Genomic DNA, 24988 nt, shown 5'->3' with positions numbered 1-24988 from the left:
GTTGCAGTAAATTATTGTTATAAACCGTCTTATAAAATATAAAATTTATCGGTGGGGGAGCCAATGCCTTTAATCCATTTTCAGCCGCTTATCAAAAGTGGGGTTTTTAGCTTAGGCCTTCTCGGGTTGGCGCTACTCAGCCTGCCGAGCATTGCACAAACATCGGCTAGTAATCTTAACAATCGTTCACTCGCGGCCACCTGCGCTAACTGCCATGGCACTAATGCCGTCATCGTTCCCAATAGTGGTATGCCAAATATTGGTCAGCTTACTAAAGACGAGATGCTAACTAAACTCATGGCTTATAAAAGTGGTGCGCAGCAAGGCACTATCATGCCGCAATTAGCCAAAGGCTATACCGCTGAACAACTCACTACCATTGCCAGCGTTCTAGGCAAAAAATAATTCAGGAGCCAAGATGAATCGACGTCACTTTATAGGTCAAAGTCTTGCCTCTGCTGGCTTTCTGGCGGGATGCGCTTCTTCTGCCCCCATTAATATTAGTAAAGCACAAGTTGTTGTTATTGGAGGGGGTTATGGCGGAGCAACAGCAGCAAAATATATTCGCATGTTCTCCAACAATACGGCTCAAGTTACTTTAATTGAACCCAATGCCGATTTTATTTCTTGTCCGATGTCAAATCTGGTTATTGGTGGCTCGCGCACTATGGCAGAAATTACGTCACCTTACGATAACTTATCAAAACGTCATGGGGTGAAATTAATTAAAGATATGGTTGAGTCAATCGATCAAAAACAAAAAACCGTCAAACTCGCATCAGGTTCGACTATCAAGTATGACAAGTTGGTTGTATCGCCAGGTATACACCTGATGATGGATCAAATCAAAGGTCTGGCCGAAGCGAATCAAGCCGGCGTTACCATTCAAGCTTGGAAGGCTGGCCCAGAAACAATAGCGCTTCATCGGCAACTTGCGGCCATGCGCGATGGTGGTGTATATGCCATTAGCATTCCTGAAGCCCCCTTCCGTTGCCCCCCTGGGCCATACGAACGTGCCTGTCAAGTGGCAAGCTACTTTAAAAAGAATAAACCTAAATCCAAAGTCTTAATTTTTGATGCTAATGCTGATATTGTTTCTAAGGCAGGTCTATTTAGAAAGGCTTGGGCTACTTTATATCCAGGCATGATTGAATATCATCCAAAATATAATGTTGTGGGCGTCGATGCAAAAACTAAAACGATCAAGTTTGAAGTGCAGGATGATGTTAAGGCAGATGTCTTAAATATTCTGCCCCTCATGCGCGCAGGCGATATTGCTGTCAAAAGTGGTATTGCGAATGCCAACGGTCGCTGGGTGCAAGTGAACTATCTGAATTTTGAAGCTACCGCAGCCAAAGATATTCATGTCTTGGGTGATTCAATTCAAGTGGCGCCGCTCATGCCTAAATCAGGTCACATGGCCAACTCCCATGCCAAAGTAGCTGCGGCAGCTATCGTTGCCGAACTGGGTAACTTAGAAGTAAATTCTGCACCAGTATTGACTAATACTTGTTATAGCTTTGTCGATGCTACTCAAGTCGTTCACGTAGCCAGTGTGCATCAATATAATGCAGCAGAAAAAACCTTTAAAACGGTGCCTGGATCTGGCGGTCTATCGCCCGAACCAACGACGCTTGAAGGAATTTATGCTTGGGGTTGGGCAAAAAATATCTGGGCTGATAGCTTAGCTTAACTGCTCTTACAGTAAAGGGAGATCTTTGCTGCAGAATCTGCCCCCAATTGATTTAGTTAAAGCGCATGCAATCGTTTACCGTGCGCCCATTGCCGAGCCCGTGCAAACTTCCTTTGGCCTCATGCATAATCGCCCCGCATTGGTGCTTATGCTCGAGGATCGCGATGGTAATTTAGGCTGGGGTGAAATTTGGTGTAATTTCCCCACCGTTGGGGCTGAGCATCGCGCACGGCTTTTTGAAGCCGCAGCTGCCCCGCTCTTACTCAGTAAAACGTGGGCGTCGCCAGAGCAAGTTTTTTCTTCGCTGACTACAGATTTGCATATCTTAAGCTTGCAAAGCGGTGAGCCTGGCCCTATTGCCCAAGTCATTGCTGGCATCGATATGGCCCTGTGGGATTTAATCGGCAAAAAATTACAGCAACCCCTATGGCAAATTTTTAATGGCTCTCCTACCGTACAGGTCTATGCCTCAGGAATTAATCCACGTAACCCTGAAAAAATTACGGCCCAAAAATGGGCGGAGGGGTATCGGGCTTTTAAATTAAAAATTGGTTTTGACCCGCAAAGTGACCTTGCTAACTTAGCTAATTTAAGGGCCTTACTAGGCGCCGATACACCGCTGATGCTCGACGCCAATCAAGCTTGGACACCAGCAGAGGCGAGTGAATGCATTCAGCAATTGGCCGCTTACAAACCTTTTTGGATAGAAGAGCCCATTGCAGCAGATAGTGCTTTAAGCGTCTGGCAAGAATTGGCTAAACATTCGCCCATCCCATTAGCTGCTGGGGAAAATATGCGGGGCATGCTCGAATTTACCAATGCAATAGAGAGCAAGGCCTTTGCGATCCTGCAGCCCGATATGGGTAAATGGGGCGGCTTTAGCGCTGGCGTAGCACTTGGCCAAGCGATTGTGAAAAGTAAAAATATGTTTTGCCCCCATTGGTTAGGCGGCGGCATTGGCTTAATAGCCTCGATGCATCTCAAAGCAAGTGCAAATACCTTTGGCTTTGTTGAGGTCGACGCTAATCCTAACCCGCTACGCGAACTTTTAGCGCCCCAACTACCTAAACTTGATCAGGGTTGCATCACCTTAAATGCGCTTCCAGGACTGGGTATTACTCCAGACCTGGCCACATTAAAAGAATTTCAAGTGCCGCACCACTATTAATTAAATTAGGCAGAATTAACAGTGGCTTGCTGTTGATTACTTACGTAAATTTAGCGCGGTACCTAACTTTTCATATAACTCAACTTGCTCGCGAGCAAATTTTTCGGTATCGGCTGGCGAGCGAATAGCCGGAATTGCAGCCACAGTGTTATTGCCTTTACTCCAATCAGGATCTTGCGCCACTTTTTTCAGCACTTCAACCCATTTATTGACCACCTCTGGAGGTAAGCCGGGGGGACCATATAAGCCGCTCCAACCCATTACTTGCTCTAATGGGGCCACACCCATTTCACGCGCGGAAGGAATTTCAGGGAATTCTTTTAGCCGTTCGGCAGAAGAAGATACTAAGGCGCGCATTGCACCCCCTTTAATTTGCCCTACTAAGGTAGTTAGGTTATTACATAAAAATTGCACTTGGTCGCCCAGCAAGGCTGCAGTTGCCTCGCCACCCCCCTTATAACCAATCATAACTGCAGAGCTTGAAGGAATATTGACTGAGCGCAGCATGACCTCAACCGCTAAATGCTGGGTCGTACCGGGCCCAGCAGTAGCGTAATTTAATTTGCCCGGCTGCGTGCGAATAGCCTCTAATAATTCTTTCAGATTTTTATAGGGTGAATCGGGCCTGACAACACACACAACCGGATTAAAATCCAATAAAGAAATCATCGTAAATTCATTCCACTTATAAGGCGTTTTACTATCTAAGGCAGGCGTAATGGCCTGTGAACCGCCACGCGAAATAAGTAAGGTGTAGCCATCAGGCGCAGCGTTTCGAACGCGCATTGAGCCAATGGTGCCAGAAGCCCCCACCACGTTTTGTACGATTAAAGGTTGACCCATTAATTTGGTCGCAACGGCAGCTAAATTGCGTCCAGAAAAATCACTATCGCCACCAGCAGCATAAGGCGCAATTAAAGTAACTTGCCGATTAGGATATGGCTGAGCAAATGCGGAATTCATCGCTACCATACCGCTTATGCCGCAAGCTAAAACCAACAATATAGTTGTACGGCACCAAGAGCAGCTATTTAATAATCTACTTGTCATACAGTCTCCTATGTCTATTTTGTTTAACCATATCATAGGTAATTCCCAGAAAAAAGCGGGTAAGTACTAGGTTTTTAGGAATTCGGCAGAATATACCTAAACCATTGAGAATAATAGGGAAAGATTTTTTTCAGCGCATCCCATAGAAAATAGTTCACTAAATGTTGATCCCTTGACAGGCTAATTTAAACACCCTAGCATAACCATGATTCGATTGCTATAGTCTGCTTAGCAGTCGTCATATTCTATTTAAATACAATTGAAAAGAGCAATGTCAAATAGTAATTTTGAAACAGATTTCTGGAAGGATGAAAAAATTCGCAAGAGCTGGGATGACATTATTCCGGGCGAAGCTAGAAAAACAATTCCTTACACCCTTACGCTTGAAGCAATCCAAAAATATTGCAAAGTCATTGGCGATACTCACCCACTCTACTTTGATGAAGCCTATGCAAAAACCACTCCTTACAAAGGCATCATCGCCCCGCCTGCAATTCATATTCTTTTAATGTTTTCTTGTACCCCAGCCGACGATTGGATGAGAAGCCCGGGAACCATTAACGCCGGTCAATCGTGGAGTTATAACATTCCAGCGCGGCCAAATGATGTTATCCGCCTTGAAGCAAGAGCACTGGATAAATTTATAAAAAAGGAGCGTTTGTTCGTCATTCATGACAATGTCTTTTTTAATCAAAATAATGAAGTAATCTGCTCGGGGCGTGGTTGGACCATTCGTCCACAATAAAAAATAATGAGATCAAGTTAATGAGTCATGCATTAGAAAAATGTCATATTGGAGACAAAATTCAGGGCACGCCGTTCTACCCTACAAGAGAATCGATACGTGAATTTTGTGAAGCTTCGCTCGATTTTAATCCCTTACATCTTGATGATAATTACATGCAAACACAGTTTGGTAAAACCAAATTTGACGGCATCATCATGCATGGCATGAATAATTTTGGAGTCATCTCCAAAATGATCACCGACTGGGTATATCCCCAAGGCGGAGTGCACCGGCGCTTAGAAACCCGTTGGAAGTCACCAGTGAAACCAGGCGACACAATTACCCCTAGTGCCGTCATCACTGCAGTCAAAACCACACAAAAAGGTCAGTGGGTATCATTAGACATCGCGGTGAACAATCAACGAAATGAAATAATTGCCGTTGGCGAAGCCTTAGTTGAATTTCCCCTCGCGTCGTAATGAAGTGGCGAAATGACGCATATTAGGTTAACAATAAGGAGTTAGGCAATTGAGCAAACTAAATACATTTGTACGCAATCTTTTATTAGGTTTCAGTTTCGCAATTGTCGGAGCTAGCGCTTTAGCGCAAAATTTTCCCAATGGCCCAGTTAAAATTGTTGTCCCATTTCCACCCGGCGGCACAACGGATATCCTCGCTCGTATTCTAGCCAATGAATTAACCAAAAAATGGTCGCAATCTGTCGTAGTTGAAAATAGAGCGGGTGCAAGCGGTACAGTATTTTCCGAGCAACTGGTGAAGATGCCGCCGGATGGCTACACCCTCATGGTGACAGCTACACATCATGTCATTAATCCGAATTTATATAAAAACCTGAAGTACAACACCCGCACCGACTTTACGCCAGTTGCCTTGGTGGCAAACGTACCTAATGTGTTGGTTGTCAATCCCGCATTTCCAGCAAAAACAGTCAAAGAATTAATTACCTATGCTAAAGCGAACCCTGGCAAGGTTATGTTTGGCTCTGCAGGAACAGGCGGGGCGAATCATCTCTCTGGTGAGTTATTTAACGCGATGGCGGGCATCAATATGGTTCATGTGCCATATAAGGGCGCTGCACCTGCCCTAAACGATCTTTTAGGCAATCAAATTTCAGTGATGTTTGATTCTGTACCTGGCGTATTGCAACACATCAAATCGGGCAAGTTACGGGCACTTGGTGTTACCTCCCTCACCCGCGCTGCTGCGTTACCAGATGTACCTACCATCAGTGAAGCGGGTTTGAAAGGCTTTGAAGCAACGGCTTGGTTTGGCATGTATGCGCCGCCTAAAATGGCTCCCGATCTTTTAAGTAAAATCTCCAGCGATGTCTTAGCTGCTCTGCAAAGCGCCCAAGTAAAAAATCAATTTGCTGAACAAGGCGCAGATGCAGGCAGCATGAACCAAGCTCAGTATGCAAAGTATGTTGACGATGAAATGAATAAATGGGCCAAGGTAATCACCGATAGCAATATTAAAATTGAGTAATCCATGTTAAAAAAAGCCCGTGCTAAGCCAACTATTGGTGCCTTAGCGCATATCCGCGTACTTGATTTATCGCGCATCCTCGCTGGTCCTTGGTGTACCCAAAATTTAGCCGACCTTGGAGCAGAAGTCATTAAAGTTGAGCGGCCAGGATGCGGTGATGACACCCGTAGCTGGGGGCCGCCTTGGATCAATCCGACAGAAACCATTCATGAGCAGCGCATTTCTAGTTATTTCGCTGCTGCTAATCGCGGTAAAAAATCCCTTACCCTCGATATATCATCCGCAAAGGGTCAGGAAATAATAAAAGAATTAGTTAAAGTTAGTGATGTCTTGATAGAAAACTATAAGCTTGGCGACCTGAAACGTTACGGCCTGGACTATCAGAGCCTGAAGAAAATAAATCCCCGTTTAGTCTATTGCTCTATTACCGGCTATGGTCAAGATGGACCCAATGCGCATAAACCAGGTTATGACTTTGTCTTTCAAGCCATTGGTGGAATGATGAGTATTACTGGGGAGGCTGACGCTTTACCAGGTGGTGGCCCACAAAAATTAGGCATTGCTATTGCTGATGTGATTACTGGCATGTACAGTTCAATTGCCATTCTGGCAGCCCTCAATAGCCGCAATGAAACCGGCCAAGGTCAATATATCGATATGGCGCTACTCGATGGCATTATTGCCCTTGGCGGCAATCAAGTAACCGGATTTTTTGCCGATGGGACAATTCCTTTTCGTTATGGCAATGCCCATGCAAGCCTTGTTCCCTATCAAGTTTTTGCTGTCAAAGACGGTGAAATTGTGGTCGCCGTAGGTAATGATACCCAGTGGCAGCGCTATTGCGAAGCCATTAAGCGGCCCGACCTAGCCCAAGATAAACGCTGGAGTAAAGTAACCGGCAGAATTACTGGACGCTCTGAACTTGTGCCAGAACTAGCGAAAACCATGCTCAAGAAAAAAGCAGCAGCATGGATTTCAGTGTTAGAACAATTTGATGTGCCCTGTGGGCAGATCAATAATTATCAACAAGTATTTCAAGACCCGCAGGTAATTTATCGAAAAATGAAGATTGATACCGCCTATCCCGATGGGGCAACAGTTGCAACTATTGCCAGCCCACTTAGGCTACAAGGTACTCCTCCACAATATCTTCGCCCGCCCCCAAAATTAGGCGATTCAAATCACGCGGTGCTAGTTAATATTTTGGGGTACTCCGAAAAAGCAGTACAAGATCTTAAAAAGAAAAAAATAATATAAGCTAATGAACTCAAAAAATACGCTGCCCGTTTATATCTGCGATGCAATCAGAACGCCGATTGGTCGTTATGGCGGTTCTTTATCAGGCGTGCGGCCAGATGATCTGGGGGCAATTCCTATCAAGGCCTTAATGGAGCGCAATCCGTCAGTATTATGGAATGAGGTAGAAGATGTGATTTATGGTTGCGCCAATCAAGCAGGTGAAGATAATCGCAACGTGGCCAGAATGAGCTCTTTACTTGCTGGCTTATCAACCAGCATACCTGGCGCGACGATTAATCGCCTTTGTGGCTCTGGGATGGATGCGGTCGGTACTGCGGCAAGAGCCATTGCGGCTGGCGAAGCTGAGCTCATGATTGCTGGCGGTGTAGAAAGTATGAGCAGAGCACCTTTTGTGATGCCCAAAGCAGAGTCAGCTTTTTCAAGAACGAACTCCATTCAAGATACGACGATTGGCTGGAGATTCATTAATCCCCTCATGAAACAAGCTTATGGTGTTGATTCAATGCCCGAGACCGCAGAAAATGTAGCGGTAGACTTTAATATTAATCGGGCTGATCAAGATCAGATGGCACTGCGCAGTCAAAATAAAGCAGCGGCGTCACAAGCAAGTGGACGCCTTGCAAAAGAAATTACTCCGGTTGTCATTCCACAGAAAAAAGGTGACCCCATTGTTGTTTCTGCCGATGAACATCCCCGCGCTACAACATTAGAAGCGCTTGGCAAACTGAAGCCCATCGTTCGCCCTGATGGCACAGTTACCGCAGGAAATGCATCGGGTGTTAATGATGGGGCCTGCGCCCTTCTGCTTGCAGGAGAAGAGGCGCTTAAAAAACATGGCCTCAAAGCTAGAGCCAAAATTCTTGGCATGGCTACTGCTGGAGTCGAGCCACGCATTATGGGTAATGGCCCCGCCCCCGCTACAAAAAAATTACTTAAGCGCTTAGGGCTAACGATTGATCAAATCGACGTGATCGAACTAAACGAGGCTTTTGCTGCACAAGGTCTTGCAGTACTTCGGGAACTGGGCGTTGCCGATGATGATGCACGCGTTAATCCGAATGGGGGCGCTATTGCCCTAGGTCATCCTTTGGGAATGAGTGGCGCGCGCTTAATTACCACTGCTCTAGTTGAACTAGAAGAAAAAAAGCTGCGTTATGCCCTTTGTACTATGTGTATTGGTGTTGGACAAGGAATAGCATTGGTAATTGAACGGGTTTGACATGATCCTTGATTATCTATTCTACAATTTCCCCACTTGGTTATTCGCCTTACTAGGTATTAGCTTAATAGTCCTGCTCTCGTCTAAGGGGCTAATTTAGCTGGCTAGGGCCCAGAGTGATGTGAGGGCAACGCCAATTGGTATTTGAAATGAAACCTTCAAATAAAGCGGAAATGAATTGCCCCCAATGGGCCATAGTCTGCAGCAATTTCATCGCCAGCTACAGCAGTAATCGGGCGGGTAAATGAGCCAGCCAAAACAATATCGCCGCTATTTAATTGTTCCTTGTAAGGAGCAATCTTATTGGCCAACCAAGCTACGCCAGTAGCAGGATGATTCAGCACACCAGCAGCAAGGCCGGTTTCCTCTACCACACCATTTTTCGACAAAATAGCGCCTACCCAACGAAGGTCAAGCGCGTCAGGCTTCACCCGCTGATCTCCGAGAATAATGCCAGCATTAGCAGCAAAGTCAGAAATCGTATCAAATACTTTGCGCATCACTTTGGTGTCTCGATCAAATTGCTCAATGCGTGCATCAATAATTTCAAGTGCAGGGATGACATATTTCGTGGCCTCCAAAACATCCTCAGTCGTAACATTGGGGCCACGTAAAGGCTTGCCTAACTCAAAAGCCAATTCGACCTCAATACGGGGGGCAATAAATTGATCGATAGCAATATCAATGCCTGCCTTAAAAAACATATCGTCCATTAAAGGGGCAAAATCAGGCTCAGTAATTTGACTAGCCTGCTGCATAGCCCGTGAAGTTAAACCAATTTTGCGGCCTTTAATTACCCGCCCATCAGCTTGCTCGAGCTTGACCCACGCTCTTTGTATCGCATAGCCGTCTTCAATCGTCATTACCGGAAAACGGCCAGAAAACTGGCGAACTTGTTGCCGCTTTTTTCTTGCAGTATATAACTCGTGCGCAAGCTCAGTAATGATTTCTGGTGATAACATTTTTGCCCTAAGTTGTAACTTGCCAATCGGCAACGATGGTATTGACTAATTTACCAATACCCTCAACTTCGCAGATTATCTGGTCTCCCGGAAATACATCGACAGAGCCTTTTGGAGTGCCGGTCATAATCACATCACCAGGATTTAAGGACATGAAATCACTAATATATTCAATCAAAGCGCTAATATCATGAATCATATCTTTGGTATTGCCTTCTTGAGTCAATACCCCGTTGACATGAGTAGTTAAAACTAAATTCATGGGGTCGGCTATGTCATCCCTGTCTACCAGCCAGGGGCCAATTGGAGTACACGTATCACGACTTTTAACCCGTAAATTGGGGCGATAGTAACCTTCTAAAAAATTACGAATTGCATAGTCATTCACAACAGTATATCCAGCTACATAATCCATCGCGTTTGCCCGGGCAATTCGTTTGCCTACTTTACCAATTACTACACCCAACTCACACTCATAGTGCATAAATTCTGCGCCTTCAGGCCGCTTAGTAAAGCCTTGATGGCCAATAAGCGTATTTGGGCCCTTCAAAAATATCACTGGCTCAATAACTGGGGCCTTGAGAAAGCTACCAGTTTCTTTTGAAGATTTTTCAGCTAACTCTTTGGCATGATCAGCATAATTTAATGCCAAGGCAAAAATAGTTTGCGGTTGCAGTGGCGGCAACCATACCACCTGGTCTTCAGCTAGCACCCTACCATCTTCCAGTTTTAGCATTCCATCGGCTAGCATCATTGCCTGATGAAGTGCACCACCATAAGCTACGCGCGCATGTTTCATGAGACAAGCTCCTGCTTAACAAAATTAACCAGATGCCCAATGCTCTTACCTTCACAACTAATGTCAATGGAAACTTTATCGCCAGCTCGTGCAAGAGGTAAATTTTCCGGGGTACCTACCAAAACAACATCCCCCTCATTTAAAGTCATAAATTTTGTAATATCAGCAAGCAGTTTAGCAATTGGGCGGACTAAATTTTTAGTAGAATTTTGTAACTTAAGTTCGTCATTTATGTAAACGCTAATATTAAAATTATTTGGATTTTTAATATCAGAAGCAATAATCATCTCACTCATTGGGCAAAAGCTGTCGCGACATTTCTGTTTAATAGGTGGTCGCAAGATTTTCTCGTGGGCAATAGTTACGTCGTTAGCTATTAAGTAACCCTGAATATATGAGAATGCAGCAGCCTCCTCAATTTGCACTGCTGTTTTCCCAATCACAATGCCCAGCGTTGCTCCAATTTCGATTTCCTGAATCCCTGCCGGCAGCATAATTGGCTCACCCGATTTTCTCCAGGTATTAACAGGCTTGATATATAAGACTGGGTATAGAGGCGGCTTGTTATGTGGCTCTTGATTCATTATTGGAGCGTACTGATCCCAAACTCCTTGAAAATTTAATAGTGCGCCAATGACAGTCTTCAACTGATACCCATTTCTAAAAATAGCTGTTTATTTAAAACCAAATAATGTAGCCGGGTTATCCACCAGAATTTGCTGAATAAGTGCATCATCATTCTGTGCGTATTTATAAAGTTGATTTATTAAGAGCGCTTCATCTGGTGGCGGACTTACTGATAATGGATGAGGCCAATCGCTCCCCCAAATCATGCGATTAGGGGCGGATTCAATCAATTGATGAGCCAATGGCAAGACATCATCCCAGGGCAATCCAGATTTAGAAAGTTTTTCTGTTAATGACAACATTACCCAAAAATTACCTTGCTTTAATAAATCTAATAATTTTTTTAACGATGGGTCGACGCTGCCCAAGCTAACATCACTTCGACCCATATGATCAATAACAACTGGCATATCTAAATTAGTGAATAAGCCAACTTGCTCTAAGATGCCGGCAGTTTCAGGTTGAAATTTGACATACCAACCTAACTCTCGCACCCTACCTATAGCCCGATCAAAATCTGCATTGCTCATCGTTATGCCTAAGCCCTGTCTTGTAAATCGGGCTCCCCTCACACCAGCAGAATGAAGTTGTTCTATATAAGCATCACTACCTTCGAGTAAAACAATTGCGTTAGCGCAGCCACGATAGTTAGCGCCCGCATAAGCTAAGCCATCCAGTACAACCTGATGATCTACACCATAAGTCGTAGCCTGTACGATGACCCCTCTCTCAATACCCAAAATTCGATGTAACTCGAGAGCCTTTTCGATAGTTGCTGTTGGCATCTCATAAGCTGCACCAACACGAATTGGATACCTATCTTGGGGACCAAACACATGAAACTGACTATCGCAACTGAAGGGAGGCGGCGGTTTGGATGGCGCAGTCGGCTGCGGGTTAAAGGGGTGATAATTCTTCATCTAGTTACAGGTCTAGCACTGCAATAAAATCGCACTCAATTAATTTTTCTCCATCTAATGGAGCCTGCATTGTGTGTCTAGCTGGCCGTGAGGCTGGATCAGGAAAGATTTCGAGCCAAACTTGATTTAGGGGTGCTCGCTGCGCACGATCTTTCATCCAAACCGTCATTTTAATAATATTTTCCATTGATGCACCACTAGCTTTAATAATCCGCTCGACATGGGCGAACATCAAACGGCATTGATCATCAATAGTTTTACCATAGGCGCCTGTCAACGCATCGGTTCCTTGAATGCTTCCTGAATACAACATATTGCCAACTTGGCACGCTGCAGGTATTGGATTTTTATGACTAAAACCTTCCGCATAAATACTTTTACGTTTCATACTCATTTTTTCTTAAATTGGCTGCCGAGTGAAAAGCAATTAATCAGCTTTAATGCGCGCACTCTTAATAATAGGCGTCCACCTAGTGTCCTCTTCAGTTAAATAGGCAGTAAATGCCTTAGGTGAACTGCCACGCGCCTCTGCGCCTAATTTTTCAAACTTTTCTTTAATAACTGCTTGTTGCAATATTTTTTGCAAAGCCTCACTTAAGCGCTCTAAAACTTCATTTGGCGTTCCCTTAGGCGCAAGCAAGCCAGTAAAAGTTACCGCTACCATGCTCGGTACTCCCGCTTCGGCAAAAGTAGGCACATCAGGAATTGACGTAATTCGCTTAGGCGATGTCACCGCTAAACCCCTAACTTTGCCTTCCTTGATGAATGGCAATGCAACTGAAATTTGATCAAAATTAAAATCAACTTGTCCGCCTAACAGATCGGCCGTAGCCGGAGCATTGCCCTTGTAGTGCACGGTATTCCATTGCGCGCCAGTAAGAGACTGTAGTAGCTCGCTAGCCAAATGATTAGTGGTGCCTGCACCCGGTGAGGCCATATTTAATTTATTGGGCTCTTTCTTGGCGAGGGCTATAAATTCGCCTAGCGTTTTAACCGGCAATGATGGCTTAACTTGCAGAATTAAGGGCGTATAGGAAACTGAACTGATAGGCGCAAAGTCTTTATTCCATTTATATACATCTTTACCAAAAATAATTGGACTAAAGAGTAAGGGGCCATTAGCCGCCATAAATAGCGTGTAGCCATCAGGTGCTGAACGAGCAACGAATTCCCCAGCAATCATGCCTCCTGCCCCAGCTTTATTCTCCACGACAAAAGGTTGCCCAAAAACGGTCGTTAATTCTGGAGCTATGATGCGGGCGGCAACATCAACATTGCCTCCGGGTGGATAAGGAACAATAATTTTTACCGGCTTATCTGGCCACACGGCAAAAGCAAGGGAATGAAATAAGGCCGTCGCAATTAGTAAGCTAAATTGCAAAATATATTTTTTTAGAGGTGTCATCATGTAATTTTAATAGTGAATGTAAAAGTATATGCTTTTTATCAATTCTTATATCTGCATCATCAGTTTAGAATAGAATTTCCCTAAGTAAGCCTTATTTCGCGGCTTATTTATTCCAAATTTATCTCAAATAATAGCTTATAGGCCAGCAAGATTATGATTTCTCCGATGCAACATATTCACTCATGCGATATAAACCCCGAACAGGCCTATAAATTGCTGGCTGGCATTGTTGTACCGCGCCCAATTGCTTGGGTTACCACTTTAGGCCCTCTTTCCGGTGAAAAGCGAATTATTAATCTTGCTCCCTATAGTTGCTTTACTTTTGTTTCAAACAAGCCGCCGATGATTGGCATTAACGTTGGCCGTAAAGATGGAAAAATGAAGGATACAGCGCGAAATATATACGAGCACGGTGAGTTTGTGGTCAATATCGCTGATGAAACCATGATAAGCATGATTCATGAAAGTGCTGTAGAGCATCCGCCGGAATGCAGTGAAGCTGAATTACTAGGGCTAACAACCATATCCTCAGAAAAAGTGAAGGTTCCTCGTCTGACAAACGTGCCCGCAAGCATGGAGTGCCGTTTTCACTCTGCGACATCCTATGGTGATACCGGCTCTGAATTTATTGTCGGGGAAATCGTGGTTTTTCATATTCGCCCAGATTTAATTCAGAATTATAAAATTGATAGCGCTCAACTACGTCCAGTCGCACGCCTAGGTGGGCCAAACTACGCTGGACTAGGATCAGTAATTTCGCAAAAGTCGATTTTTCAAACACCCAAAACAGTAATTAAATAATCTGCTCCATTTCCCCTAATGCTGAGATTAAATAAGCTTCAACGACTTTGTCTGGCCGAATTCGCGTGAGCTCTTGCGCATAATTATTCAACTGTGCGCGATACTGATCTGCTCTGGCCTGTGTTTTAGCATCACCGGCTAAAGGAATCGTCAGCTTAAAATCCAGTATGACTAAGCGATCGGAAAATTCTACTAAGCGGTCCAGGCGAAAATTTTTACCGCTAGTACTCACAAGATCCAGTTCATTCCATGCGGCAATCCACTCACCAGACGTGAGGTAAGTCTTAAGTGCCGGTACATTTAATACGGTTCGGGCGCGCTCGAGCGCGCGAGCTGCAAGCTCAATATCAATATTGAACCAAACAGCAAGCTCTTGCACATCGGGCAAATTAGCGGGTGTAACACCGGTTTGCATGGAAAAGGACTCCATTAGCCGGTGAAAATGCTTACCTTGCTCCAAAATATCCGGATTGAATTCAGCCTCTTCTGCTGCAGAAGCAAAAGCATCTAAAACTATGCCGTCTTCAATCTTGCCAATTAACTGCTGATGGTGAGCATTTGCCGCCTCCCACTTGATTTGAAAATCATCGATTGAAAATGCTGCCTCGGCCTGATTTTTATCTTGCGGGATCTTTTTTTCGTTTCTACCTCTAGCTACCCTTACTGGCGCTAATAAAGTCTCTTCAAGCAAGGGTAAATTACCTTGAAGCGCCCTGCTGTACCACGATTTTTCATCAACGCCTATGTCATTGCCTTTGGAATGAGCCACCCCACTAATCCATAAACCCTGTTTAGCGCGAGTCATTGCCACATAGAGTAAGTTCCAATTTTCATTTTTAGCAATCACCAATTCTTTATCACGAATTTCCCTGCGGGGACTAGTTAAAGTATCTAAGGTGTACATCGATAAATGACTTGGACTAGTTTGATTTGAAGGCCAATCAAGCAATACCCCGCGGTGCTCGTGGGTGCCTGCAGTATGGTTTGCATCGAGCACCATTACGAACGGGGCCTCTAGACCTTTGGCGCCGTGAATCGTCATTAAGCGCACGCGTTGCTGGTGCTCCTCTTCCAACATATCATTTAGCGCATCGGTATCTCCAAGGTTAAAGTCAACCTCCCCCTCATCGGGAGTTTCATCGTCATCTCCGCGTCGTTGCAAATTTATTTCGGCAATAAAGTGACTTAAGCTTGGATAACGACCGCCGTCTAGATTTAGTGCAACATGCATAAATGCATCTAAATTAGCAAGTACTTGCGGGCGGTCAATTGTTTTTGATGCCTGCGCGTATCGCATCCGCAAATCGCGCTCATGAAAAATACAATCCAATAAATCATGCACTGGCAAGCGCTCACCCAATATTCGCCAATGCTCTAAATAACGCGCAGCCTGCTGAATCTCATGATCTGCTGAATGTTGTAAGGCATCCCACCAGGAGCGATAAGTTTGCGTGGCCATCGCACTAGCTAAAATTTGCATTTGCTCTTCACTAAAGCTAAAAAGTGGGCTTCGTAATACTTGGGCTAGGGGTAAATCATGCCGAGGCGTGACCAAAATGGTCAGTAAGGCGATTAAATCATCTACCTCAAGGGTATTCAGCAAACCCCCAAGGCGAGAGCTTTCAAAAGCAAGGCCCGCTTCACGCAGCGCAAGTTCAAATTGCGGGATATATTTACGCCGTTTTACGAGGATTAAAAAATCGCTAGGTTGCGGTTTTCGCCAAATGGGCTCAACACTATCTGTGTCCAAAACCATTCGGGTTTGCAGCACATGATGAATAAGTTCAGCAATTCTCTTCCCTTCGGTATAGCGCTGCAGAACATCAGCAGTTTGCCGAACATCGACAATTGCCGCTTCAAAAGCGCTACCCTTCCGCGGGGAAGCCTCATTAACATCCAGCGGAATTAAGGGCAACAATACTGCCTCACCATGTAGTGAATATGGCATCTTTAAAATAGCTTCATTTGGCTTACTGGCATCATCTAATTGAATAGGTGGCGTATTCCAAGTCGTAGTTTGACTAACAAATGGATAGCCCTCGGGCAACTGATCACGCATAAAAATAGCATTAACAGCCTTATTTACTTTCATGGCATTGCGGCGAGTAGTATTTTGCTTTAAGGTCACCGCCTTTAATTCTTGCTGCAGAAAATTTTCAGCCTCCTGAAATAATCTAGGATCAGCGCGGCGAAACCGATAGATCGATTGCTTCGGATCGCCAACAATAAAAACGCTAGGCTTCGATTCATCATTGCCATATCCATCAAGCCACGAGCGCAAGATTTGCCATTGCAAGGGATTCGTATCCTGGAACTCGTCGACTAAAATATGTTTGTATTTAGCGTCTAAACGGGCTTGTAAATAAGCCGCATTAACTGCGTGGTTCATGAGCCGACTAACGTCAATTTCCAAATCATCAAAGTCACGCACGCGCAATGCTTCTTTACTTTGTTTTAGGTGTTCCATCATTGCTGCACTCATTGCAAACCAGGCTTGATTTAACGCATACGCAACTTGATCTTTTTGCCATGAGATATAAGCAAGGCAGGCTTCACCCCAAGATTGCTTAATACTAAGTATTTTTTCTGCTGCAATGCCAAGTTGTTTTAAGTAAGCTTTTAAAGGAGTTGAAACTATATTATTGTCACTGCGAATATAATATTTTTGCGTCAAAAAAATAAATTGAAATTGATGAATTACAGTCATTAAATCATCGCCTTGCACTTTGCATGCTATGGCGAGTTCGAGCGCAGGTATTGATTTAGCATCGGTAGCTGTGCTATTACTAAAACACTGTAGCAGTAAATCTAAATCTGCTTTGATATTAGGTGCATTCCACAGGGCTAAAAGTGGATTAGGTTTTTTTACCAGCGGTAAATCTGGTTCTAACTGCTGCAATGGTGTAATACCTTTTTGCGCACATGCTTCGGCATAGAAAGCCCATGCACCTCTTTGTTTAAAGAGGCTGTAGTGCCCAAGTAAAAATTGCTGAGTCTCGTGTGCACCTAAATGTGCCAAGAGTACGTCATAATGATTTTTTAAAGTGACGGGTAAATCCCCCCACCAATCGTCGAGACACTCTGCCTGCAAACGCTTGCTATCTTCACGCAAACTAAAGCCCGGCTGAATTCCTGTAGAAATTGGTGCGGCACCTAATAACCTCCCAAACCAGCCATGAAAAGTATCAATCACAATCCCTTGCGGACTAGCTAAAACCTTGGCGTATAAAGCCCTTGCTTCTGGCAATGCAGCAGTAGCCTGTGCTGCACTTAACCCCCGCTTAGTTAGCTCATCAAGTAATTGCGTATCGCTAGCTTGGGCAAATTGTGCGAGCAAACCATACAGTCGAGCGCGCATTTCTTGTGCGGCTTTACGTGTAAAAGTTAAGGCTAAAATTTCTTGTGGTTTAGTACCTGCCAGCAGTAAACGTACCATGCGGGCTACTAATAACCACGTCTTCCCGCTACCAGCGCAGGCCGAAACCACTACACTGCGTTGCGGATCGCATGCAAGCGCAACATCAAATTGGATTGGCGAAGCGGCGTTTAAATCACTCACCATACCCCCTTGCGACAGATGCCGCGTGCCTCGCAATACAAGCACACCCCGTCAGGGGCAAAAGCTGTCAGCGTTGCGCCCGACCATAACTGAGTCAGATCTTCAGTGAGTTGCTCATTAAACTCGCTCATGAGTTCAGGCATTTGCTCAAGTGTTAACGCGCGTTCTACCTCTTCTTGTCCAGCTTTAATAGTCGGTCTTAAGGCAACCCATGCAGCCAGGTTTACTTGATGCGCTGGAAAAAGCCGACTTTCATTGGCGCCGCGCGCATAAATTAATAACTGGGGATCTTCTAAAATGCTTTCAGCACGCGAAATAATTTTATCCAGACGCTGATGCTTATAGTCAATCACCTCGGCACTTTGGTTATGGATATTGGTATCAAACCGGTCAGCGCGTCCTTCAATGCGCATGGCCCGCTCAATCCCATTGCTATCTTGAAACATTAAATCAAACCCTACGGGAGTCTCGGCATTCATGAATTGCCAACCATTTGCCTCACGTGCTAATTGCCAATCAACAAAACTGGGGATTTGTTTTTGCCAATCGCGTAAGACCCCTAAGACTCTGGCATCACCATCAATTAAACGTTTAAAAACCTGCTCAGAAATTTGCGATAAATTTTGTAGCATCCATTGGCGTCGTACTACCAGATTCTTCTCAAGATCCAGATGTGTTTGCATTTCAGCACTTTTAAGTGCGTCATAAAATTGCCGCAATACCTTATGCACAGTTTGTCCTGCTAAAGAAGCATCAAAACCCTCTTCGAAGTCGCGTAGCTTTCTGAGGTTTAATAAACTGCGCACATAATATCGGTAAGGGCAATCGCGTAAAGCCCGATAAGCGCTGGGACTCATTGATAAGGGCATCGGCAAGTCGGGGCTTAAACGCGCGCTGGCCATTTGTAAAGGCTGGGCTTTACCAGCACGAAGATTAACCCTTGCTGGCTGTACTTGCCAAAGCGGAAAGTCCAGCTGTAAACGCTGAATCCAGGGTGAAGGTCCCAATGGTTCTGCTTGATTCGTTTTGCTTTGCCACAGTAAATCTACCTGCGGGCAACTCATTAATAATTGCGACAAATCTTTAGCCTGTTGAATGTATTGCGCAGTAATTGTTGAGCTCTTCAGAAAATAATTTAGTGCCTCTGAAAAAAATAAAGGGGGGTCTGCATAAGCAGGTAGCTGCTGCTCATCGCAGCCTATTACCACTACGGCATCGAATTGGCGTAGACGCGTCGAGCTTAATGGCAAAATGCTCAAGCTCGCAGCTGCTTCCCTTCCAGACTCTTCATAAGCAGCTTCTTCAATTACCGTTTTTAATAAACTCAACCATTCGCCCAAGCGCATTTTTTGATTTTTATAATCACTTGAGCCCAAATCAAAGCCATGTATAACATTTAATAATTGTTGACCAGCAGAATCTTGCTCTAAACCTTGAGCCATTCCAAATATTTCTAAATCTGCAATCAGCGCTTCGTACGCAGTTGCACAACTTAACTTTAATTTCTGCCAAGTATTTAAGCGCCCACGAATACATTGCACTAATTGCAGCAGCAGTGGGTTTGGTGCCGTGGTTGACGAATATGCCGAGACCCCTTCAATTGCCAAATAAAATGTTTCCCATCCCGCTTGCGCTTGTCGCGCAATGAAAAGGTCTTCTAGCTCGGCTACTAAGCCAGCACAATTCTCTGGAGATTGCCCTAAGCAATGCGGCAAATTTAAAAATGGATTTTTTAAAAACTCTAAAAGATCTAACGCACTTGGCCCTTGCTCGGGCGCCCGCAATAAAACCAACCAACTATTTAAAGCTGCAGCAGCGCGGGTAGTAGATAGTTTCCAGCCCGTTTCATCGAGAATATTCAGCGCGGGCCCAAGGCGCGCCAATAAAGCGCGCGCGCGACGAGCTGCTAAACGATCTTGGGCGACCAAAGCAATCTTGGTTTTGCCAGCCATCACTTGCTCTTCAATACTGCGGGCTGCAGCCCATGCCAGCTCTTCAAAACTGCGCGCAGATATTAATCGCCAATTTTTCATTGGCGCATGAGCTAAATTGTGTGCAATGTGTTCGGCAGTTTGGGCTTCATGGTTTTGCTCAAGCCGCTCTGCGGATATCGCAGCAAGCGCCTCGGGCCACAGGGCTACGGTTTGCCAAGCCATTTCAATTTGCACAACTACTGCATGCTGCGCATAATCATTTAAAAACGCTTGTACTATATCTTGTTCAATGGGTTTAGCATCGGCGGTTTGCACCCAAATCAGCGGCCGTGCATAGACTCCTTGCCCTGCGCTTCTCAACTCTTTTGCTGCTTGTAAATGCGCTGCCATGGCAAAATGCCGCCGAAATATGGGATCGCCTACGCCACTTAAATAACGCCAAAAATTCAGTAAGACCTGCGCCTCTTTATCAACCACTTGCCGGGCTAAAACTGGGTATGCTGCAGCTAAAGCTTTTTCTAAAATAGGTTCTAGGGTGGCCAACCAAGTGGCAGAATTTTGCGTTGATAAATCGAGGGCTTTTTGTAACTCGGGCAAGGCAGCTGCTGATAAGGTGTCGCAAGCCTCAATAATGGCTTGGGCTAAACCCCAAGTACCCGCTTCGCTGTCAGCGGTAAACCAAGCTTGTAATTGTGGGTGTTTCTTAAGGGTTGCATACACCGCCAACCAACGGGTCAAAGCATTTTGCGCTGGCGGTAAAGACCAAATTTTGGGTGCAGCCTCTAACCAATCGTTACTACTCATTACTTGAGGCAAGAAGGCAATTCCAGGTTGAACACTTGCACTTAAGTCTTGAGGGCGATACCGCTCAAGACCAGCTCGCAAGCCAATTACAGGCCCTGCCGTACTGAGTACAACCAAAGGGCGTTGACCCGTTTGTACTGCGCACTGCCAAATCCCTTTTGCCAAAGTCTCTAAAGCAGTACCGTTCGGAGCTACCTGCCACGCATGAATGGTCGCAGCGTTGCTAAACGTGGGCATTATTAAGTGGGGAAAGGGTGGGTTCATTAAATGCTAATATAAGCTTTTAACGCTACCCATCTATCTATTGAAGGAATTTTCATGAGTGCCGGCATTAAACATGTTAGTGACGCATCTTTCGAACAAGATGTGCTGAAATCGGATAAACCTGTACTGCTCGATTTTTGGGCAGAATGGTGCGGGCCCTGCAAAATGATTGGCCCCATTTTAGAAGAACTTTCCCAAGAATATGGCGATAAATTGCAAATTGCCAAGATGAATGTTGATGAAAATCAAGGGGTTCCAGCACAATTTAATATTCGTGGCATTCCCACCTTAATTCTGTTTAAAAACGGGGCTGTAGCCGCTCAAAAAGTCGGCGCATTGGCAAAATCGCAAATGACCGCGTTTATCGATAGTCATATATAAAGTCTAGACTTTCATTAGCTCACCCATTGATCCAATCAGGGCTGAGCTGATGAAATACCGTTTTTTTTCTATTATTTGCCTTTTTTAGTGTAGTATTCATCCTCAATAGCGCTGTTTTCAATACAGCCACCCCCCCTTAGTTCCCCACTCCCCCCATAGTTTCTTTTTAAGCTCTCCCCCCTCCCTAAATCTCGTTTTCCTGATTTCCTCTTAATTACTCTGATTTACCCACCGAAAATCTATGCAACTTACTGAACTTAAAGTCCTCCACGTTTCCGCTCTGCTTGAAATGGCAGCTAGCCTTGAAATTGAAAATACCCAACGGATGCGCAAACAAGAGCTAATGTTTGCGATTCTTAAAAAACGCGCCAAAACGGGCGAATCTGTTTTTGGTGATGGCGTTCTTGAAGTTTTACCTGATGGTTTTGGTTTCTTACGCTCACCCGAATCGTCATACATGGCCTCGCCAGATGATATTTATATATCGCCAGCGCAAATTCGCCGCTTTAATTTACACACTGGCGATGGCATTGAGGGCGAAGTACGGACGCCGAAAGATGGCGAGCGTTACTTTGCTTTAGTGAAGGTCGACAAAATTAATGGTCTTCCCCCAGAGGCGCTTAAAAACCGCATCATGTTTGAAAACCTAACCCCCCTACACCCGAATCGCACTATTCATTTAGAGCGTGATATTAAAGCGGAAGAAAATTTAACCGGCCGCATCATCGACATGATTTCGCCAATTGGCTTTGGTCAGCGCGGTCTTATCGTGTCGTCACCGAAGTCTGGTAAGACGGTGATGATGCAACATATTGCGCATGCCATTTCAACCAATTTCCCAGATGCTATTTTAATTGTGCTGTTGGTAGATGAGCGCCCTGAAGAGGTTACTGAAATGCAGCGCTCAGTACGTGGCGAAGTAGTTGCCTCCACCTTTGATGAGCCAGCAGTACGGCACGTACAAGTTGCTGAAATGGTAATTGAAAAAGCTAAACGTTTAGTCGAAATGGGCAAAGATGTCATCATCTTGCTGGATTCGATTACCCGTTTAGCGCGCGCCTATAACACCGTAGTGCCTTCCTCTGGTAAGGTGCTCTCAGGTGGTGTTGATGCGAATGCCTTGCAACGCCCCAAGCGCTTTTTCGGTGCCGCCCGCAATATTGAAGAAGGTGGCTCTTTAACCATCATCGCTACCGCCCTAATAGAAACAGGTAGTCGTATGGATGACTTAATTTATGAGGAATTTAAGGGTACTGGCAATATGGAAGTGCACCTCGAGCGGCGTTTAGCCGAGCGCCGGGTCTACCCCGCAATTAATCTCAATAAATCGGGCACCCGCCGCGAAGAGTTGCTAGTCAAAGCTGAAAACCTGCAAAAAATCTGGGTATTACGTAAGCTGTTGGCCGATATGGACGAAATTGAAGCAATGAACTTTATTGTGGATAAGCTTAAATCGACCAAAAATAATGCGGAATTCTTTGATTTAATGCGTCGCGGGGGCTAAATTCCCTGGCCTCAAAAGGGCTAAAGTTCGCCTTTCCCATTGATTTCATGGCATAATTTTGCTTTCCCAATAAAACCTGGATAAGTATTTCCCCCTCTTTAGTCTTTTTAGGCTGAAATTAAGGGCTGAAACGGCTACCCGCTAAAGGACTTAATATGAAACCTGGCATTCACCCCGATTACCGCGAAGTCGTCTTTGTCGACGTCTCGAATAACTTTAGCTTTAAAACCCGCTCTACCATTGCCACAAAAGAAAAGATTAAATGGGAAGACGGTCAAGAGTATCCCTTGGCTAAAGTAGAAACCTCATCTGAATCACACCCCTTCTATACTGGCACCCAAAAAATTATGGATACCGCTGGACGGGTTGAGAAATTCCGCCAGAAATTTGGTAGCAAAGCGGTTGCTAAAGCAACTGGTGATGGCGTTGCTAAAACCGCAGAAAAGAAAGCTGCCGCTAAAGAAGCAAAAGCAACTGAAAAACCAGTGGCTAAAAAAGTGGCCGCTAAAAAACCCGCTTAATTTTGCTGGGGGTAAGCAACACGTCCCCCGCGGTAGAAAAAAGGCAGCCTGTGCTGCCTTTTTTATTGGAAAACCTAGAGTAGTCGCTATAAAAGTGCTCGTTATTAAAACTGAAAACTTGAAATTTTTAAAATTGTGTAACTGATGGTTAAACTTACCGCCGCTTCTACCGCTTCGATTCCGCGAGTCATTATTTTTTCGCTGACTTTGGTATATGGCTTAGCTGGTCTTTTTGAGCGCGATCCCTGGAAGAACGAAGACGCAATTGGTTTTGGAGTGATGTGGACTTTACATCACGGCGGTCTCCAAGATTGGTTGGTGCCTCATTTGGCAGGACGCGATGCCTCGATGGGTGCACCTCTTCCCTACTGGTTAGGCGCCCTTCTAATGGATTGGTTTGGTCCCTTCGTTGGCTTGGCCAACGCTACCCGTATCTATTCAGCGCTCTGTTTTTTTGCTGCTGCTTTAGCAATTTGGTATGCCAGTTATTTGCTAGGCCGACGCCCTGAGGTGCAACCCATGAGTTTTGCGCTTGGTGGACAACCGCATGCCAAGGAATATGGCATGACCTTAGCCGATGGCGCGCTGCTTATTTTCTTAGCCTGTGTCGGCATTGCCCAGCAAGCTCACGAAACCACGCCAATGATGGCACAACTCATGGGTGTAAGCCTGATGCTCTACGGCACTATTCGTGGCTTAGATAAGCCATGGCAAGGGGGCATCTGGACAGGTCTTGGGCTTGCTATTGTGATCCTCTCGGGTAATTTAATCATGGCGGCTTTATTGGCCATTGGCACTGCTAGCGCAGTTGCCGCAAGTAATGCTCGTCTGCGCTTTCGTTGGTCGATTACATCGATTGTCTTAGGAATCATTGGGCTTATCTTCTGGCCATTACTGTGGCTCTATTTTGATCTCAGCGCGGCGCAACAAGCCAATGCACTCGAGGGCTGGCTTAATTGGCCCCTCATGCAAGCTTATCCCTCTTACAAATCACTCAGTTTTTTAAGTATCAACTTTTGGCTTTATGCATGGCCAGTTTGGCCGCTTGCACTCATTGCCTTAGTGCACTGGGTTGGGCAAAAAAAAGCCGGCTCATGGCGCGCACCCCATATTTGCATTCCATTGGGTATTGCCTTGGGTGGTCTCCTATATAACTTATTTCGTACTGAAGCCAATGATCATGATTTAATTATTTTGATTCCACCTCTTTCAGTATTAGCGGTTTTTAGTTTGCCCATTTTGAAACGCAATCTCATTAGCTTTATCGATTGGTTTGCCATGCTCAGTTTTACTGTGATTGGCTTCATGATTTGGCTCATTTGGTTTGCCAAAATAACCGGCTTTCCAGCAAGTACGGCAAGTAATGTTGGGCGCTATATTCCGGGCTTTCAAGCAGAATTTAATCTCACCACCTTTATCGCTGCCATCATTATTACTTCTTTATGGGGCTTAGTAATCCGCTGGCGCACCTCGCGCGCGCCTAAGGTCATTTGGCGTTGTTTAATTATTTCGGCTTCAGGCACTACCCTCATGTGGGTTTTATTAATGACCCTGTGGTTACCCACTATTAACTACGCTAAGACCTATCAATACGTGGCTCAACGCTTAACTCAAGCCGTACCCAAAGAGGCCTATTGCATCGATACCACGCATTTGGGGTACTCGCAATTAGCTTCATTTGATTATTTCACCCGCCTGCCATTGCGCGATGATCTCAATTGCCCGTGGCTTCTTACCCATAACCCCAATGAAGTTCAAGGTTTGGGTCACTTAAATCGAGAAAAGTTAACTTTACTTTGGGAAGACCGTCGTGCGGCTGACCGCGATGAGCGGTTGCGCCTCTATCAAGAACAATTGCAGTAGAACGCGCGGGTACTGCAG

22 protein-coding genes are annotated in these 24988 nt (G+C 45.0%); 13 read left to right on the top strand and 9 right to left on the bottom strand.

Annotation, left to right across the window (positions count from 1 at the left end):
• Window positions 1-63 precede the first annotated feature (63 nt).
• From LZT21_RS05085 to LZT21_RS05075, 3 genes are read left to right on the top strand one after another with little or no spacing between them, the layout of a single operon-like run.
• A complete protein-coding gene (locus LZT21_RS05085; RefSeq protein WP_233989677.1) occupies window positions 64-405 on the top strand; it encodes a hypothetical protein in 342 nt (113 codons plus the stop codon).
• Window positions 406-418: 13 nt separating this feature from the next.
• Window positions 419-1693, top strand: coding sequence for an NAD(P)/FAD-dependent oxidoreductase (locus tag LZT21_RS05080; protein ID WP_233923952.1), 1275 nt, complete (start codon window positions 419-421; stop codon window positions 1691-1693).
• A 25-nt stretch (window positions 1694-1718) separates the two neighbouring features.
• Window positions 1719-2861: a mandelate racemase/muconate lactonizing enzyme family protein gene (locus tag LZT21_RS05075; RefSeq protein WP_233936159.1), complete on the top strand. Its 1143-nt coding sequence runs from the start codon at window positions 1719-1721 to the stop codon at window positions 2859-2861.
• Between the two features lie 36 nt (window positions 2862-2897).
• Here the strand turns inward: LZT21_RS05075 and LZT21_RS05070 are convergent, their stop codons facing one another.
• The gene (locus LZT21_RS05070; RefSeq protein ID WP_233989675.1) at window positions 2898-3911 is read right to left on the bottom strand and encodes a tripartite tricarboxylate transporter substrate binding protein; all 1014 of its coding nucleotides are present in this window, start codon (window positions 3909-3911) and stop codon (window positions 2898-2900) included.
• 271 nt (window positions 3912-4182) lie between these two features.
• On the opposite strand from LZT21_RS05070, the gene LZT21_RS05065 reads away from it, so the two are divergent.
• The 5 genes from LZT21_RS05065 to pcaF are packed head-to-tail and all read left to right on the top strand — an operon-like array spanning window position 4183 to window position 8623.
• Complete coding sequence (locus tag LZT21_RS05065; RefSeq protein ID WP_233923949.1) at window positions 4183-4656, top strand: MaoC family dehydratase; 474 nt, start codon at window positions 4183-4185, stop codon at window positions 4654-4656.
• A 20-nt stretch (window positions 4657-4676) separates the two neighbouring features.
• Window positions 4677-5117: a MaoC family dehydratase gene (locus LZT21_RS05060; RefSeq protein ID WP_233923948.1), complete on the top strand. Its 441-nt coding sequence runs from the start codon at window positions 4677-4679 to the stop codon at window positions 5115-5117.
• 49 nt (window positions 5118-5166) lie between these two features.
• Window positions 5167-6144, top strand: coding sequence for a tripartite tricarboxylate transporter substrate binding protein (locus LZT21_RS05055; RefSeq protein ID WP_233989673.1), 978 nt, complete (start codon window positions 5167-5169; stop codon window positions 6142-6144).
• A gap of 3 nt (window positions 6145-6147) precedes the next feature.
• On the top strand, window positions 6148-7401 hold the full coding sequence (locus tag LZT21_RS05050) for a CaiB/BaiF CoA-transferase family protein (RefSeq protein WP_233923946.1): 1254 nt from the start codon (window positions 6148-6150) through the stop codon (window positions 7399-7401).
• A gap of 4 nt (window positions 7402-7405) precedes the next feature.
• Window positions 7406-8623: a 3-oxoadipyl-CoA thiolase gene (pcaF, locus tag LZT21_RS05045; protein WP_233989670.1), complete on the top strand. Its 1218-nt coding sequence runs from the start codon at window positions 7406-7408 to the stop codon at window positions 8621-8623.
• 158 nt (window positions 8624-8781) lie between these two features.
• Here pcaF and hpaH read toward each other — a convergent pair whose 3' ends face one another.
• From hpaH to LZT21_RS05015, 6 genes are read right to left on the bottom strand one after another with little or no spacing between them, the layout of a single operon-like run.
• Window positions 8782-9585, bottom strand: a complete 804-nt coding sequence (gene hpaH / locus LZT21_RS05040; RefSeq protein ID WP_233936153.1) for a 2-oxo-hept-4-ene-1,7-dioate hydratase — start codon at window positions 9583-9585, stop codon at window positions 8782-8784.
• 7 nt (window positions 9586-9592) lie between these two features.
• Window positions 9593-10384 (bottom strand): fumarylacetoacetate hydrolase family protein, encoded by a 792-nt coding sequence (locus LZT21_RS05035; RefSeq protein ID WP_233989668.1) that lies wholly within the window; start codon window positions 10382-10384, stop codon window positions 9593-9595.
• Window positions 10381-11031 carry a fumarylacetoacetate hydrolase family protein gene (locus LZT21_RS05030; protein WP_233989661.1) on the bottom strand — a complete coding sequence of 217 codons (651 nt, stop codon included), beginning with the start codon at window positions 11029-11031 and terminating at the stop codon, window positions 10381-10383. Before LZT21_RS05030 ends, LZT21_RS05035 begins: the two co-directional genes overlap by 4 nt.
• Window positions 11032-11058: 27 nt before the next feature.
• A complete protein-coding gene (locus LZT21_RS05025; RefSeq protein WP_233989653.1) occupies window positions 11059-11931 on the bottom strand; it encodes an amidohydrolase family protein in 873 nt (290 codons plus the stop codon).
• A 4-nt stretch (window positions 11932-11935) separates the two neighbouring features.
• Entirely contained in the window at window positions 11936-12319 is a 384-nt protein-coding gene (locus LZT21_RS05020; RefSeq protein ID WP_233923940.1) for a RidA family protein, read from the bottom strand.
• A 39-nt stretch (window positions 12320-12358) separates the two neighbouring features.
• A complete protein-coding gene (locus LZT21_RS05015; protein WP_233924084.1) occupies window positions 12359-13336 on the bottom strand; it encodes a tripartite tricarboxylate transporter substrate binding protein in 978 nt (325 codons plus the stop codon).
• Between the two features lie 168 nt (window positions 13337-13504).
• On the opposite strand from LZT21_RS05015, the gene LZT21_RS05010 reads away from it, so the two are divergent.
• A complete protein-coding gene (locus tag LZT21_RS05010; protein ID WP_233923939.1) occupies window positions 13505-14140 on the top strand; it encodes a flavin reductase family protein in 636 nt (211 codons plus the stop codon).
• On the opposite strand, the gene LZT21_RS05005 is transcribed toward LZT21_RS05010, so the two are convergent.
• Together LZT21_RS05005 and LZT21_RS05000 are read right to left on the bottom strand one after the other, a co-directional pair.
• A complete protein-coding gene (locus LZT21_RS05005) occupies window positions 14133-17699 on the bottom strand; it encodes a UvrD-helicase domain-containing protein (protein ID WP_233989646.1) in 3567 nt (1188 codons plus the stop codon). The two genes, LZT21_RS05010 and LZT21_RS05005, sit on opposite strands and share 8 nt — an antisense overlap.
• The gene (locus tag LZT21_RS05000; protein ID WP_233989640.1) at window positions 17696-20674 is read right to left on the bottom strand and encodes a PD-(D/E)XK nuclease family protein; all 2979 of its coding nucleotides are present in this window, start codon (window positions 20672-20674) and stop codon (window positions 17696-17698) included. The genes LZT21_RS05005 and LZT21_RS05000 overlap by 4 nt, the downstream gene beginning before the upstream one ends.
• Window positions 20675-20755: 81 nt before the next feature.
• Between LZT21_RS05000 and trxA the strand changes: the two genes are divergently transcribed.
• From trxA to LZT21_RS04980, 4 genes are all read left to right on the top strand, one after another.
• The gene (gene trxA, locus LZT21_RS04995) at window positions 20756-21082 is read left to right on the top strand and encodes a thioredoxin TrxA (RefSeq protein WP_233923936.1); all 327 of its coding nucleotides are present in this window, start codon (window positions 20756-20758) and stop codon (window positions 21080-21082) included.
• Window positions 21083-21323: 241 nt separating this feature from the next.
• On the top strand, window positions 21324-22586 hold the full coding sequence (rho, locus tag LZT21_RS04990; RefSeq protein ID WP_233923935.1) for a transcription termination factor Rho: 1263 nt from the start codon (window positions 21324-21326) through the stop codon (window positions 22584-22586).
• A gap of 155 nt (window positions 22587-22741) precedes the next feature.
• On the top strand, window positions 22742-23107 hold the full coding sequence (locus tag LZT21_RS04985; RefSeq protein WP_233936132.1) for a type B 50S ribosomal protein L31: 366 nt from the start codon (window positions 22742-22744) through the stop codon (window positions 23105-23107).
• 144 nt (window positions 23108-23251) lie between these two features.
• Window positions 23252-24970 (top strand): glycosyltransferase family 39 protein, encoded by a 1719-nt coding sequence (locus LZT21_RS04980; protein WP_233936129.1) that lies wholly within the window; start codon window positions 23252-23254, stop codon window positions 24968-24970.
• Window positions 24971-24988: the final 18 nt, after the last annotated feature.

The organism is Polynucleobacter sp. IMCC 30228, assembly GCF_021395205.1.
Classification (GTDB): Bacteria; Pseudomonadota; Gammaproteobacteria; order Burkholderiales; family Burkholderiaceae; genus Polynucleobacter.
This window is presented reverse-complemented; position numbering and strand designations above follow the sequence as displayed.